The following is a 13,784-nucleotide window of genomic DNA, read 5'->3' as shown; positions in this document are numbered from 1 at the left end:
CAGGCTAAATCTAACGATGCAATTAAATACCAGACAGGCCCGGATTTTTCAGCTTGCCAACTTACTGGGCACCGGCAAGCCTGTTTCCGCTGCCGACATTATAACCAGTCTGGAATGCTCAGAGCCGACGTTAACCCGGGCACTAAAAGAGCTACGCGAGTCATATTCTGCGGAAATCAAATACAGCAAGGCTGGTCATTCCTACCATCTCGTTAATCCGGGTCAACTGGATAAAAAGGCCCTACGCCGGATGAATGAAGCGCTCGCACAGAATGCTGAACTGAAAACCAGTGAGTCTGTAGGAAAGGTCGTTCTGGACAAGGATAAAAAAACGTCCGTGTCATTATCACTACGAATGCGGATTTTAAGAAAAATTGACCGCCTGGCAGCACTCAGTGGAACCACCCGAAGTGAAGCGGTTGAGAAACTGGCTTTGCGCGCCGTTGACGAACTGATAAAAGAATATAACGTAAAAAAGTCCTGACGCTAAATCTCAAACCGGGGCGGAAACCCCGGTTGTCTCATTTTTCACATCTGTCTTGATATGACATAGTTTTCGTCGAATATCTTGTCAGCAAGGCAACTGCTCCTTTCTGCCTACAAAACCTGGTGTCTTGACAGCCACTTGTGCTACACATCAATCTTTGCGCGATTTACACTCCATACATGCAGATCTGTGATGTATGATGATTTTCATGCACATGACAGTTTATTTTTGCCGGAGTTTTTTCAGAAACCTTATATTTCTGTCCGGTCTGAATTATTTTCTGTTGATAAGAGGCCATTCAGATGTCGGTAATTAAATGGTGGTTAACCAATTACTCTAAAGTGGCTTCTGAGCCAACGCCTGAGTATATACCCCCCTCCCCCCCCCGACTGATGCCGTCCCGTTTTATCAAATCAACAAACTCTAGCATCATCCTGAAACTACTTTCCTCTTCCGATCTCTTAAGAAGGAATTACATTTGAGACGCTTACCCGTATATCTGCTACTCGACACGTCCGGCTCTATGCACGGAGAGCCTATCGAGGCGGTCAAGAACGGCGTTCAGACGCTGCTTACCACGCTGAAACAGGATCCGTATGCACTTGAAACGGCCTTTGTATCAGTTATCACCTTTGACTCTTCTGCCCGACAGGCAGTCCCCCTGACAGACCTCCTGAGTTTCCAGTTGCCAGCACTAACAGCCAGCGGTACCACGTCTCTTGGCGAAGCGCTTTCTCTCACGGCCAGCGCCATTGCCACTGAAGTACAGAAAACGACTGCTGACACAAAAGGTGACTGGCGTCCCCTGGTATTCCTGATGACGGATGGGAGTCCGAATGATGACTGGCGTAAAGGTCTAAATGAGTTTAAAGCGGCCAGAACTGGCGTTGTTGTGGCATGTGCAGCCGGGCATGATGCTGATACCAACGTTCTCAAAGAAATCACTGAAATCGTGCTTCAGCTGGATACGGCTGACAGTTCGACAATTAAAGCTTTCTTTAAATGGGTAAGTGCGAGCATTTCGGTAGGCAGTCAGAAAGTTGAGTCCAATAAAAAAGAAGTAATCGGTCTTGAAGACTTGCCACCACCACCACCTGAAGTGAATGTGGTTTTATAATTTTATTGATTAAGGGGATGTTATGTCTGTCAGTCTGAGCAAAGGTCAGGGCGTAAGCCTGAAAAAAAATGAATACGATCTCTCGTCCGTTACTATCGGCCTCGGTTGGGATATTAATGAGGAAAAGAAAGGTTTCCTTGGTGGGATCTTTGGCAAGAAAGAAGAAGAATACGACCTTGATGTGATCGCTTTCCTGTGTAATTCAGCCGGAAAAGTGACCGATCTCGGCAATGTGGAAAATGGTAAACCTACGCTGGTGAATGGCGATATTATCTTTTTCAATAGCCTTCGCCATAAGTCAGGCAATATCTGGCTGACGGGCGACAACCGAACTGGAGCCGGTGATGGTGACGATGAGCAAATTATCGTTCGCCTGAATTCCCTTGATGCTCAGTACGAGAAAATTGTGTTTATCGTTCAGATCTACAATGGAGAAAAACTACAGCAGCACTTTGGCAAGGTTCAGAATGCCTTCATCCGGGCAGTTGATGCCCGTAATATTGAAATGGCACGATTCGATCTTTCTGGCGGACCCGCCTTCGCCAGCCAACGTTCCATGGTTTTTGCCGAGCTGATACGCGAACCTACAGGCTGGAAACTCAGGGCAATTGGTGAGCCTTCAGAATCAGATTCGTTTGTATCACACCTGAGGAATTACATCTGATGCGTCGCCTGCCTGTTTACCTTGTTATCGACACATCCGGCTCAATGCGCGGTGAGTCCATCCATTCCGTTAACGTTGGAATTCAGGCGATGCTTAACGCTCTCCGCCAGGATCCATACGCCCTCGAAAGCGTTCATGTCTCCATTATCACCTATGACAATGAGGCACGTGAGTTTATTCCTCTCACGCCGCTGGAAGACTTCCAGTTTTCTGACATCGTAGTGCCAAGCGCTGGCGGGACGTTCACCGGTGCTGCCCTTGAATGTCTGATGCAGTGTGTAAACCGTGATGTGCGTCGCTCGGATGGCGATACAAAAGGAGACTGGCGTCCCCTGGTATTCCTGATGACTGATGGTACGCCTTCTGATGCCCTGGCGTACGGTGAAGCAGTAAAAGCTATTCGCGGGCGAGGATTCGGCTCCATCATTGCCTGCGCCGTTGGTCCTAAAGCAGGCCACGAGCACTTAAAACAGCTCACCGATAAGGTTGTGTCTCTGGAGACTCTCGATTCAACCGCATTTGCAGGTTTCTTTAAATGGGTTTCGGCCAGCGTTTCTTCCGGCAGCACAAGCGCGGGGATCAATACCGGAACAGATACCCTCCCACCTCCTCCACCAGAAATACAGCTGGTGCTCTGACAGACAGGAAGGTGCTACTTTACCCGGCGGCGCCTTCCTGTACAGAACCGTTTTCTGCTGGCTGTTACCAGCCGTACGAGGAATATTATGAGACGCCTTCCCGTTTTTTTTGTTCTGGACTGTTCAGAGTCCATGATCGGTGAAAACCTGAAAAAAATGACTGATGGTCTGCAAATGATCGTCGGAGATTTAAGAAAAGATCCACACGCACTTGAAACAGCTTGGGTCTCGGTAATCGCCTTTGCCGGAATAGCCCGCACGATTGTACCTCTGCACGAAATTGCATCGTTCTACCCTCCACGCCTTCCCGTTGGCGGCGGCACGAGCCTTGGGGCTGCATTGCGTGAGTTGACCGTGCAAATTGATACCCAGGTAAGAAAAACCACTCATGAGACTAAAGGCGACTGGAAACCCGTAGTGTATCTCCTTACCGACGGGCGCCCTACTGACGACACAACCGCAGAAGTGAAACGCTGGAAAAATCACTACGCGAGTAAGGTGAATCTCATTGCCGTTGGCCTGGGCCTATCAGCGGACCTGAATATCCTGCGACAGCTGACAGAGAATGTCATGCTATTCACAGAATCACAGGAAGGTGACTTTACCCGTTTCATCAAATGGATCACGGCCTCGGTTACCGCCCACAGCCGCAGCGTCGGGGACGAAAAACAACCGGAGCTCAGCCAGACTGAATACGTAGTTCGCCTGTCCAAAGACGAATATGTAAAAGCGTACGACGAAAACTGCGTTACGCTCACCGGCCGTTGCAGCAAGACCCGTCGACCGTACCTGATGAAATATGAACGGCCACCAGCAAGGGTTTCCGGACTCGATTTCAACCTGAACCTGAACAGCTTTAATATTGCCGGATGCTATCCCATCGATGAGGACTATTTTGCGTGGTCAGATGCCACCGCTACCGGTTTGCAGGTAAACACCAGCGAACTGCATGGCGTACCGGGTTGCCCCCACTGTGGTAATGCCAGTGCGTTTGCCATGTGTTCATGCGGGAAGCTGCTGTGCATTGACGGCCCTGATGACGTGATCTGTCCATGGTGTGAAAAAGGCCTTTCATTCAGCAATGATGGCGGAAACACTAACTTCGACGTAAACAGAGGGAGAGGTTGATGTCGCAAGATACTTCACTTGAACAGAAGATTATCCGCTTAGTACTGTCTGAGTTGGGCCACGCTGTAGAAGCGGAGCGGCTTTTCCATCCATCGCAGGATCCAACCCTCTCCGGCGAGGTTATGCAGCTTATAAAGCGGATTGAGAACCTTGCACAGGGTTCATCTGCCCGGGTTAACGAAGGTGAGAACGAATCAGCGGCTGCCGTCTCGTCTGCTCCCGGCCTTTCCGATCAGCAACAGAAGGTCGGAGCTGATGCTGATCACCCGGACAACGACACTACCACTAAACCAGAGACGCAAACAGTCACAGATAATGAAATCAGCCCTACCTTCTGGAAATTGATGCCTTTTTACGAACTTCAGAAACCAGCTAAAAATGAAACTGCAAACCTGGCTTCTCCGATACTAAAACCTGGGCAGGTACCGGCAGGCCAGCAGCGGACCGGGTCAGAAGTGCAATTTGTAATGCCCCCGAAAGCGAGAATAACCATACCCAACGCCCGCGCAGGCGAACGTTTCTCTTCGCCGGTTGCCATCATACTGGATGAGGGTGGGCTGGCGACGATAAGAGACGTCGTCTTTCCCCGGGACATTGGCCTGTCGTATAAAAAAGAACAAGGGTTGCTCACTGGCATCCCCACTGAAAGTGGCGATATTGAGCTTTCAGTACTGTGGTCATGCACTTCGCACGACGAATGCGAAACAAAGTTACTTTTTGTAGTAAACCCGGATCCGAGAAGCCTGTGGAAGGTAATAGAACCACCAGCAGACGCTCCCTACCCTAAGTCCCATCTGGACGCTGCTAGCCTGGTCAGGGATAACATACGTATTGCTGCCGCCAGTCGCCGGGGGCGCTCTCACGAGCATGCCGGGAGCTTCAGAGATGATGACTTCTATATCAACCACTGCCAGGAAACAGGATGGTCTGTCATGCTGGTCGCAGACGGGGCCGGTAGTGCAGTAAATTCCAGAGAAGGATCGCGAATTGCCGTCAGGACGGCTGGCGATTACCTTTTCAATCAGCTCAGTGGAGTAAAAGGCGTCTATTTAAAAGAGCATATCTCGACGTGGGAAGGGAGCGATCGGCAGGCAACCATAAACGCGATGCTTCATCATTTTAAACAGGCAGCTACGCTCGCGGTCAATAGCATCCAGAACGAAGCCATTTGCGCAGAACAACCGGTGAAATCCTATTCAACAACCCTTCTGGCAACTGTAGCACTGCGAACTGATACGGACCTGTTTGCAGCTGCTTTCTGGCTTGGCGATGGTGCGATAGGTGCATACAGCCCTTCAGGTAAAGTCAGGATACTGGGAAATCCCGATAGCGGAGAATACGCAGGACAAACCCGCTTCCTTGACCAGAGCATTATCGCAGACCCACTATTTACCGGCCGCATCAGCGTGGGTAAATGGAATGACGTATCTCACTTGATCCTCATGACCGACGGCGTTTCAGACCCTCTGTTTGAGACGGATAACGGGCTTCGCAGTGACGAAAAATGGACCCGCCTCATTAATGAGCTCTCCCCTGTCCTCGCAGACGCCAGTATTGCGTCTGAGAGGTTAGGCGATTGGCTAAACTTTTTCTCCACTGGGAACCATGATGACCGCACTATTGCGGTGTTGTGGTAAGGGATACGCTTTTTCGGTGATCAATATGGCAAATATCGTTACGTGCAAAACAAAGGACGGCGAAACAGTCCAGTATGTTGACGAGGTGATTGGTTCAGGCTCGATGAAGGATGTTTACTTTTCCCCTGATAAATCTTACGTCGTCGCTTTTTATCATAAACCGCAGAATGAGCAGGCCCGGGATCGTATTGATATGATCACCGGCCGCTACAGGCAAAACATTTTTGGCCAATCCGGTGGCGAATACTGGAAGGATCTGTTTTGTTGGCCGACCCACGTTGTTGAGCATGGGAATAAAATCGGTATCGTGGTTCCAACCTACCAGAACCATTTTTTCTTTAAATATGGTTCCAAAAACGATGATTTCCTGGACATTAAAGGCCGGGAGAAAGAAGGCAAATGGTTTGCCAGCGCCAGCAACCAGAATAAATTCCTCGATCCGCGTGAACGAGGCAATACGCTTACCTATCTCAAAGTCTGTCTGCTGCTGACAAGAGCTGTCAGGAGGATGCATGCAGCGGGCCTCTGTCACAGCGATCTCAGCTATAAAAACGTGCTGATTGATCCAGAAATGGGCCATGCCTGCATCATTGACGTAGACGGTCTTGTCGTTCCAGGAAAGTATCCTCCCGATGTGGTGGGCACTCCGGATTTTATCGCTCCGGAGGTGGTGAAAACCAGCCATCTTTCTAAAGAAGATCCTAACCGCTTACTGCCAAGCATTACTACTGACCGCCATGCGCTGTCGGTGCTTATCTACATGTACCTGTTTTTCCGTCACCCTCTACGTGGCGGAAAAATACATGACATGTTGGATGAAGTACGTGATGAGACCTTATCAATGGGTGAGAAGGCACTCTTCATTGAACATCCGACAGACAAAAGTAATGCAGTCAAACTCAGTCAGTTATCCCCCTTTTCACTACCTTGGGCTGACCCAGATAAAATTCCATACACCATCATGGGCCCCTATCTGACACCGTTGTTTGAACGAGCCTTTATTGATGGCTTACATGATGCCACTAAACGCCCTACCGCAGATGAATGGGAAAGCGCTCTGGTAAAAACAGTGGATCTGATACAGCCGTGCCAAAACAAGGGCTGTGAACAGAAATGGTATGTTTTCTCGGGTAAGACAAAGCCGGTCTGTCCTTACTGCGGTACGCCGTATAAAGGTAAATTGCCAGTGCTTAATTTTTATTCTTCGCGAAAAGAAGGCAGCTATCGTCCTGACGATCACCGGTTGATGGTCTGGAGCGGGCAGTCTATCTATGCGTGGCATGTGAATCGTCTTATCGCGCCAAATGAACGTACAACGGGTGCACAAAGGAAACGGGTTGGTTATTTTGTTTACCATAACGATCAATGGTGGTTGGTAAATGAAGGCATATCAGGACTAATGTCATTACCGGATAAGCGGCAGATTATGGTTGGGGAAAAAATAGAACTGACGAATAACGCTCAATTTGTTTTGTCAAAAGAGGAAGGTGGCAGGCTGGTAGTTGTTCAATTAGTAGAAAACTAACAAATATCTCTCACCAGATTATAGCAGCTACGGTATTCACGTGATCGATAACCATGGTCAGTAATGCCATGATCTTCACCATGTCGACCGCACCCGGACTGAGTATCAGCCATCTGTGCATCTGCATTTCTGATGTTGTTTGCGGGGCTTTTGGTCGTTGATACTGGTTTTGTCATGAGTCACCTCTGATTGAGAGTTTACTCACTGAGTCGCGTATCCACTAATGGTGGGTAAGATCAACCAGACCTGTGCGAATGACAAAGAAGTCATATCCAATTACGGCTTAGGCCGTAGCTGCCCCCGGTGCGACAAGGCCAGTGAAAGGAATTAGCGAGCCATTAACCAGGGATGGTCTGAATATGGCCAGTGTTTACAGGCCCGCGAGGAAAGTGCCCGTACCTACAATCTGGAATTCCCTTCGTCTTTAGATAAAATGAGGTTATGGACATTGCTAAATGGACGATGAATAATTTCACTTATGACTCTTTTACCAAACTTGATATTATTCGACATAGCTCACAAACTCAGTTAATTTGGGAAAGAAAAGATGGACTTACTGGCATGGTTAATTGTGAAGAAGGTAGTAGGCCAATCGTAATCATTGTTCTAGAATCTTTACCACAAAGGATGATCGTGGATTAACATGAATGTAAGTTGCAATGCTTTTTTAGAAAAAACAAATAATAATTTCATTAATTGTCATTAAGTGGATTGTATGAAAAAAATAACATTGATTCTCCCCATGGCTATCATTCTTGCTGGATGTGGGGAAAAAAACATTGAGTGTTCTTCTGATGTCAGCAAAGATACAGTCATTGATATAATCAGAGATTCATCTACCAATAATCTAAATGGTTTTTTTAAACGAAATAACATCATTAATGATTTTAGCGATAAGTTAAAAAAATCAACCTTGGATGATCTTGATTTTGATGTTTCAGAAGTAACTACAATTAAGAAAGACCCTAACAGTAACATTAGAGAGTGTGAGGCGGTTGTAAGTATAAATGTTTCGCCTTCGGAATTTAATAAATTAAAACTAGAGTACAGAAATTATTTTTCTAATGGAGATCTTGATTCGTTAATAAGTCGCAATGGATTAAAAAATAACTCCGGGATTATATCTACCACTGTATATTATACAGTGAAGCCAACAGATGATAAAGAAAATGTATACGTTACCGTTACAGAAAGTGACCGTCTTTCATATGTCTCTGGGTTTATTTCTTTTCTTCAAATAGCAGAAAAGAAATTAGAAGAAAAAATAGCTGAACAAGAAAGAATTCAGAAGGTGCAGGCAGAGCAGCAAGCACAACGGGAGGCTGAGCGACAGGCACAACAACAGGAAAGAGAACGAGTTTATAAAGAGCAATTGCAAGCCGAGCAGGCACAACAACAAGAAAATGAAAGGGTTTATAAAGAACAGTTGCAAGCCGATCAGGCTCTGCGGGAAGCTGAGCAAGCACAGCGGGAGGTTGAGCAGGCACAACAGCAGCAGCCAACAGGTGGTCAGGAAGTAGCCCCTACACCACCTAAAGAAGAAACGGTTAGTACTGCAAAAAGTAAATTTATTATTTCAGATCAGGAGCTCAATAAAAATTGGCGAGCGTTGGATCCAACCGCTAAAAAAAATCTTCTTAATGAACAGAGGCAGTGGTTGAAAAACAAAGATATGACTTGTGGAAAAGTTGATATGCAAGCCACTGACTCAATGACTATAAAGATGTTCAATTGTCAGTCCGAATGGACACAAAAAAGAGCCGCTGAACTTCTAAATATACATTGAGTATTTTTAGGGGCCTGGAAACGGAAAATAAACCACGCCAAGACTACTTTTTAATCAGGATGGTTTTGCCTGTATCCCGAACGGCGTGGTTACGACGTTTTTAGGTCAGAAACGGAGATATTATGATAACGAGTTCAAAAGTAAGCAAAATCTTTAACAGATAGGAAAATGGCCCGTCAGGTGATGGAGCATCATGGGTATCAGCTTGACCAGATGGGAGTTCGTCTCAGAAGAAATGAGCTTTTCCTTAGCGCGGCACGCTATAAAAAGTAAAAAAATAAGAGCGCCATTAATGGCGCTCTTATTTATATGTAAAACAACTAACCTTGGTGTTGGCTGAAAATGATTTTGTGTTTCTGGTACTCAGATTCCATACTGTTAACGCAGTAAACGATGTAATAGACGTTGAAAAGGAATGTGTAAAATACGTTCATTTTGAGTTCAAACTTGAACTCTTTCAAAGCGTAAGCCTGTAATGAGGTCTTAGCCTTAAAACCCCAGATGATATACATAACAACGGATACGAATGACAGCAGCGCGGCGAGGTAGTCCAGAATGGTATCTTTGTCACTGATTTCATAGCTGAAATCCGACAAAAACCACCCCAGACCCGTAGCAACGGCTATCCATAGCGGGTAGTTGCTATCGACAAAGTTATCCCTCATTGCTTCGGTTAATTTCCTCTGATTGAGAAATAACCACATTAATGGGTAAATACCCCCCGTAACAGCGGTCAACAGAACAAAATTTAATACCTTAGTATCAATGCTTCTCTTTAATAAATTTATATCGTTCATAGTTAATTTTTCCAGCGGAAGGTTGAAATACCTTTATTGGTTTCAATAAGGGCTTCACGAGGTCTGCACTTGCCATAATCACTGTCAGAAGAAACCGTAAAGTAATAGACGCCACCAGTGTTAAGATCCCAGTCTGTACGGGGCATTTCATTGTCTTCTGAAATCTGATTCCGTCCACCATTATGCAACCGATCAAGCATATTGTGCTCACGTGCTTTGGTCATAAAGACTCGTTTCTTTTCATTTATCAGGCAATGTCCACTGTTGACAGTGATTTTATTAATTGTAAGATTATCCACGTTACTAATTAATTGATATTTCCAGAAGTAATATCTCCCTGCCGGGACATCTTTGTATTTAGATGACACATTAAGTGTAATAGTGTCATTAGCATTAGCATTAGCATTAGCATTAGCATTAGCATTAGCATTAGCATTAGCATTAGCATTAGCGTTATTTGAGAATTTCTCTATGTGATTTTCCAGCGTATCTCCACTCAATTCAATTTCACTAATAAGTTTCTGCTGTTTCCATACCTGAATAGATGAGCCACCACGCAGGGATTCACCCACAGTGTAGCTGTAGTCACCATTAGGAATGGTTACGCTCTGATCGCCATTCCCGGATATAGTGAATTTAACTTTATCCGCAGGTACATTTAATAAAATATCCGGCTTTCCTGAATCCTTACCGTACACATAACGAACATTTCCAGCGACATGACACACACCAACGTGCTTACCGCCCTTAATGGCATATGCATCAAAGATAGTTTGTTCACCATCACAGGAATCAGCCGGGTTTGCATAAACAGGCACAGAGAACATTCCTACACTTAATAGCATGGCACTGCCGAGTAATCTTTTCATATGTAATCCTTCAATGAGAAATGCCTCCTGAGATTCAGGAGGCTGAACAGGCTTTTAACCGAAGAAGAAATTCCAGGCTTTCTTTAACCCACTGACAACCATTGTTTTGGCTGCTTTCACCACATTTGCCACTGGCTTAGGAAGAGAGGCATCAATGAATTCATCAATCACACGATCAACGGTGTCTCCGAACCCTTCTGTTGCTTCTTCTATTACGCTTTTTGTTTTGTGCTCTTCCTTTACCTGCGACGCTACGCCGCTTTGTGCGTGCTTTGGGAGTGCCCGCACCATTGCCTCAACTAGTTGAGTGACGTTATAGCCCTCGCTGGCAGCAACAGCGATGACAGGATGATCAGTAAAACCGAGTCGGTGAGTAATGTAGGTTTTCTTATCGATGATGTTTTTTATCTGAGCTGGCGAGGGTTGAGCATTCTGTACATCCCATTCACGGAAAGGCTCAATCTTGTCTACCTGATTAAGCACAAACAGCGTCTTCTCTTCACCCCCGGCAGGTTTCAGAACGTTTTTGTAAAAATGTTCATCTGCTGAAAATGCTCGATCATCCCCTTTAATGACCCAGAGAACGAGATCGAGCTTCGGTAGTAATTCCCGATAAAGCTTCTCGTACTCACCATCACGCACTGCACTTTCACCTACTCCCGGAATATCAATCAATCTGATTGCGCGTTTACCAAACTGGATGCGTACTTCCTGCGTTTCTCGTGTACATGCTTCCACATCACTGACAGCACAGATATCCCCTTTGAAGATCGCATTACACAGGCTGGATTTACCCGCCCCGGTCTTACCCATGATGCCAATCACTGGCTCATAGTTGATGACCTCATTTATTCGCCTTGAAATACTCTCCCTGATATTTTCAGGTAAAATCTCCAGTGCATCTTTGACCGGGTTGAAACCGCCTTTCTCTTTGTATTCCATTAACTCCCTCTCTTTACTAATCAGTCCAGACGAAAATCTTGCTGCGAAAATCATCGAACAACGTCCAAAACTCCCAACAGATAACTCGCTGATGAAGACAAATTTTTGTGATTTTTTCAGGAAGGTAGGGTGGTGTAAAATTGTTAATACCGATCGAAACATTGAAATTGATCTGTTTAGCCTATTGATAAAAACGATCAATTATAAAAAATCAATAGTTATAAACTATTAAAATGCCAAGTACCGATCGGTATAGCAGATCAATAAGAAAAAGTAATTAAGAAAATGAATGGGGATTTACTGAGTTTTTGGCGCGCAGATAGAAGGAAAACCAAAGCTAATTAGTCAAAAGTATGTTCACAGTCACGACATTCATACTGATCGAACAGGACGCCATCAATGATGCTCCTGTTACCGCTCCAGCCGTCACACCGGCGACAAATCTCCCCAGTATTGTGCCAATGACCGCCCCAGTCGCAGTCCCCGCCACCGGAACAACAGAACCTATCGCCGCCCCTGTACCTGCACCACTAAGTGCTCCTGCCACGCCTCCAGCGATACCTCCTGCCTTCCTGCCAATATGACGTTCACTTATACGGTTAGAGCCGCATTCCGGGCATATCGTAGTCATTCTATAATTCTCTTTAATTTCAGTTTGTTAGAAAGCAAAAAGGCCCCCGGACGTTGTTGAACGGATGCCTTCTCGTAGGTAATTTTATCGTTAATAATTATTCAATTACTAAATAATCAATTGAGCTTTCACGCTGTCTTACCAAATGCTCTCAGTATCACTGTCCCTTTCGCCAAAGCGTCAATGTAATCCGCATACCACTGCATCATCTCTCGCCTTCCGTCCAGATACTGAGCATGGTTATACGTTCCGCGAATCGCGTTCTTATCGACATGTGCAAGCTGTGTTTCAATCCATGCCGAGTTAAAGCCCTCTTCATGCAGAATAGTACTCATTGTGTGGCGGAAGCCATGCCCCGTCAGTCTGCCTTTATATCCCAACAACTCAATCACCTGATTGATGCTTTCCTTGCTGATAGGCTTGCGAGGATCGTTCCTGCCGATAAAAACCAGTGGGTGATGTTTTGAGATCGGTTCAAGTTGCTTAAACAGGGCAATGACCTGCTCTGAGAGCGGCACAATGTGAGGCCGTTTCATCTTCATTACCTCTGCCGGTATCTCCCACAATTTTGCCTCAAAATCGATATCTTCCCAGCGTGCGAAGCGCAGTTCTTGCGTGCGTACACCGGTTAACATAATGATTTGGGTGGCTGTCTTCGTGATAATACTGCCGGTATAGCCCGACAGATCGTTAAGGAAGTGGGGAAGTTCATTGGCAGTAAGGAAGGGGAAATGTACTTTTTTCGGCGTAGCTAATGCGCTGGCAAGGTCGGGAGCAGGGTTATAGTCGGCCCTACCAGTGACTATTGCATAGCGGAACACCTCACCACAGCGTTGGCGGACCTTACGCATTTTCTCCAGTGCTCCACGTTTTTCCATTTTACGCAGTGCTTCCAGTAACTCCATTGGTTTGATTTCAGCAATAGGGCGTTTGCCAATATAGGGGAAGATATCTTTCTCAAAGGTGTCGATGATTTCATCACGATAGCGTAATGACCAGCGATCGGCTTTTGTCTGGTGCCATTCGCGGGCAACGGTCTCGAAGGTATTTTTCAGACTCATTTGCTGGGCGATTTTTTCTTCTTTCTTTGTCTCACCTGGATCGCCTCCAGTGGCGAGGATTTTTCTGGCCTCGTTACGTTTCTCTCGTGCGTCGGCCAGTGAAACATCGGGGTATACGCCAATAGAAAGCATCTTTTCTTTACCGGCGAAACGGTACTTCATTCGCCAGTATTTGGAACCATTAGCGTTAATCAGCAGATACATACCGCCGCCATCAGCCAGCTTATAGGGCTTTTCTTTTGGCTTCGCGGTTTTCACTTTAACATCGGTTAGCGCCATGACATCCTCCGGCTTTTGATGAACCCATCCTCCTGGGGGGATTTCCGCCAGTAACTAACCTGATACCCCCAATGCACCCCTTGTATAACAAAGATGTCTTTAAAACCCTATGTTATATCTCACATTTTTACCATTATGGGGGTGCTGATATTTTAAGGGAAAATAGCACCCCCTAATGCACCCCCAAAAACAACTTGATGTAGGTTGAGGTTGGTTGACCTCT

12 protein-coding genes are annotated in these 13,784 nt (G+C 46.0%); 8 read left to right on the top strand and 4 right to left on the bottom strand.

Features of this window, described 5'->3' with window-relative positions:
- Nucleotides 1-16 precede the first annotated feature (16 nt).
- The 8 genes from OGY13_RS23400 (at nt 17) to OGY13_RS23365 (ending at nt 8,982) form a co-directional block, all read left to right on the top strand.
- Nucleotides 17-484 carry a tellurium resistance protein TerW gene (locus tag OGY13_RS23400; protein WP_182928528.1) on the top strand — a complete coding sequence of 156 codons (468 nt, stop codon included), beginning with the start codon at nt 17-19 and terminating at the stop codon, nt 482-484.
- A gap of 481 nt (nt 485-965) precedes the next feature.
- Nucleotides 966-1,604 carry a vWA domain-containing protein gene (locus OGY13_RS23395; protein ID WP_075849288.1) on the top strand — a complete coding sequence of 213 codons (639 nt, stop codon included), beginning with the start codon at nt 966-968 and terminating at the stop codon, nt 1,602-1,604.
- Between the two features lie 22 nt (nt 1,605-1,626).
- The gene (locus OGY13_RS23390) at nt 1,627-2,268 is read left to right on the top strand and encodes a TerD family protein (RefSeq protein ID WP_075849286.1); all 642 of its coding nucleotides are present in this window, start codon (nt 1,627-1,629) and stop codon (nt 2,266-2,268) included.
- Entirely contained in the window at nt 2,268-2,906 is a 639-nt protein-coding gene (locus tag OGY13_RS23385) for a vWA domain-containing protein (RefSeq protein ID WP_050875522.1), read from the top strand. Before OGY13_RS23390 ends, OGY13_RS23385 begins: the two co-directional genes overlap by 1 nt.
- An 87-nt stretch (nt 2,907-2,993) precedes the next feature.
- A complete protein-coding gene (locus tag OGY13_RS23380; protein WP_182928526.1) occupies nt 2,994-4,034 on the top strand; it encodes a TerY-C metal binding domain-containing protein in 1,041 nt (346 codons plus the stop codon).
- On the top strand, nt 4,034-5,671 hold the full coding sequence (locus OGY13_RS23375; RefSeq protein ID WP_050875520.1) for a PP2C family serine/threonine-protein phosphatase: 1,638 nt from the start codon (nt 4,034-4,036) through the stop codon (nt 5,669-5,671). The genes OGY13_RS23380 and OGY13_RS23375 overlap by 1 nt, the downstream gene beginning before the upstream one ends.
- A gap of 25 nt (nt 5,672-5,696) precedes the next feature.
- Nucleotides 5,697-7,196, top strand: a complete 1,500-nt coding sequence (locus tag OGY13_RS23370) for a helix-hairpin-helix domain-containing protein (protein WP_182928525.1) — start codon at nt 5,697-5,699, stop codon at nt 7,194-7,196.
- Between the two features lie 715 nt (nt 7,197-7,911).
- The gene (locus OGY13_RS23365) at nt 7,912-8,982 is read left to right on the top strand and encodes a lysozyme inhibitor LprI family protein (protein WP_286637895.1); all 1,071 of its coding nucleotides are present in this window, start codon (nt 7,912-7,914) and stop codon (nt 8,980-8,982) included.
- Nucleotides 8,983-9,302: 320 nt separating this feature from the next.
- On the opposite strand, the gene OGY13_RS23360 is transcribed toward OGY13_RS23365, so the two are convergent.
- The 4 genes from OGY13_RS23360 to OGY13_RS23345 all read right to left on the bottom strand — a co-directional run bounded on the left by OGY13_RS23360 (nt 9,303) and on the right by OGY13_RS23345 (nt 13,561).
- Nucleotides 9,303-9,647, bottom strand: coding sequence for a hypothetical protein (locus OGY13_RS23360; protein WP_223307988.1), 345 nt, complete (start codon nt 9,645-9,647; stop codon nt 9,303-9,305).
- Nucleotides 9,648-9,781: 134 nt separating this feature from the next.
- Complete coding sequence (locus tag OGY13_RS23355) at nt 9,782-10,648, bottom strand: hypothetical protein (RefSeq protein ID WP_286637893.1); 867 nt, start codon at nt 10,646-10,648, stop codon at nt 9,782-9,784.
- Nucleotides 10,649-10,702: 54 nt separating this feature from the next.
- Entirely contained in the window at nt 10,703-11,590 is an 888-nt protein-coding gene (locus OGY13_RS23350) for a GTPase family protein (RefSeq protein ID WP_182928524.1), read from the bottom strand.
- Between the two features lie 759 nt (nt 11,591-12,349).
- Nucleotides 12,350-13,561 (bottom strand): tyrosine-type recombinase/integrase, encoded by a 1,212-nt coding sequence (locus tag OGY13_RS23345; protein ID WP_234662397.1) that lies wholly within the window; start codon nt 13,559-13,561, stop codon nt 12,350-12,352.
- Between the last annotated feature and the right edge of the window lie 223 nt (nt 13,562-13,784).

It is taken from the genome of Citrobacter sp. Cpo045 (genome assembly GCF_030332875.1).
GTDB classification, from domain to species: Bacteria; Pseudomonadota; Gammaproteobacteria; order Enterobacterales; family Enterobacteriaceae; genus Citrobacter; species Citrobacter portucalensis.
Note: the sequence above shows the minus strand (reverse complement) of the source record. Positions and strands in the feature narration are given on the sequence as shown.

Bases quoted from the DNA above. Each gene is read 5' to 3' on its own strand.
- OGY13_RS23400 (WP_182928528.1), top strand. From the start codon at position 17: ATGCAATTAAATACCAGACAGGCCCGGATTTTTCAGCTTGCCAACTTA.
- OGY13_RS23390 (WP_075849286.1), top strand. From the start codon at position 1,627: ATGTCTGTCAGTCTGAGCAAAGGTCAGGGCGTAAGCCTGAAAAAAAAT.
- OGY13_RS23385 (WP_050875522.1), top strand. From the start codon at position 2,268: ATGCGTCGCCTGCCTGTTTACCTTGTTATCGACACATCCGGCTCAATG.
- OGY13_RS23380 (WP_182928526.1), top strand. From the start codon at position 2,994: ATGAGACGCCTTCCCGTTTTTTTTGTTCTGGACTGTTCAGAGTCCATG.
- OGY13_RS23375 (WP_050875520.1), top strand. From the start codon at position 4,034: ATGTCGCAAGATACTTCACTTGAACAGAAGATTATCCGCTTAGTACTG.
- OGY13_RS23370 (WP_182928525.1), top strand. From the start codon at position 5,697: ATGGCAAATATCGTTACGTGCAAAACAAAGGACGGCGAAACAGTCCAG.
- OGY13_RS23365 (WP_286637895.1), top strand. From the start codon at position 7,912: ATGAAAAAAATAACATTGATTCTCCCCATGGCTATCATTCTTGCTGGA.
- OGY13_RS23360 (WP_223307988.1), bottom strand. From the start codon at position 9,647: ATGAGGGATAACTTTGTCGATAGCAACTACCCGCTATGGATAGCCGTT.
- OGY13_RS23355 (WP_286637893.1), bottom strand. From the start codon at position 10,648: ATGAAAAGATTACTCGGCAGTGCCATGCTATTAAGTGTAGGAATGTTC.
- OGY13_RS23350 (WP_182928524.1), bottom strand. From the start codon at position 11,590: ATGGAATACAAAGAGAAAGGCGGTTTCAACCCGGTCAAAGATGCACTG.
- OGY13_RS23345 (WP_234662397.1), bottom strand. From the start codon at position 13,561: ATGGCGCTAACCGATGTTAAAGTGAAAACCGCGAAGCCAAAAGAAAAG.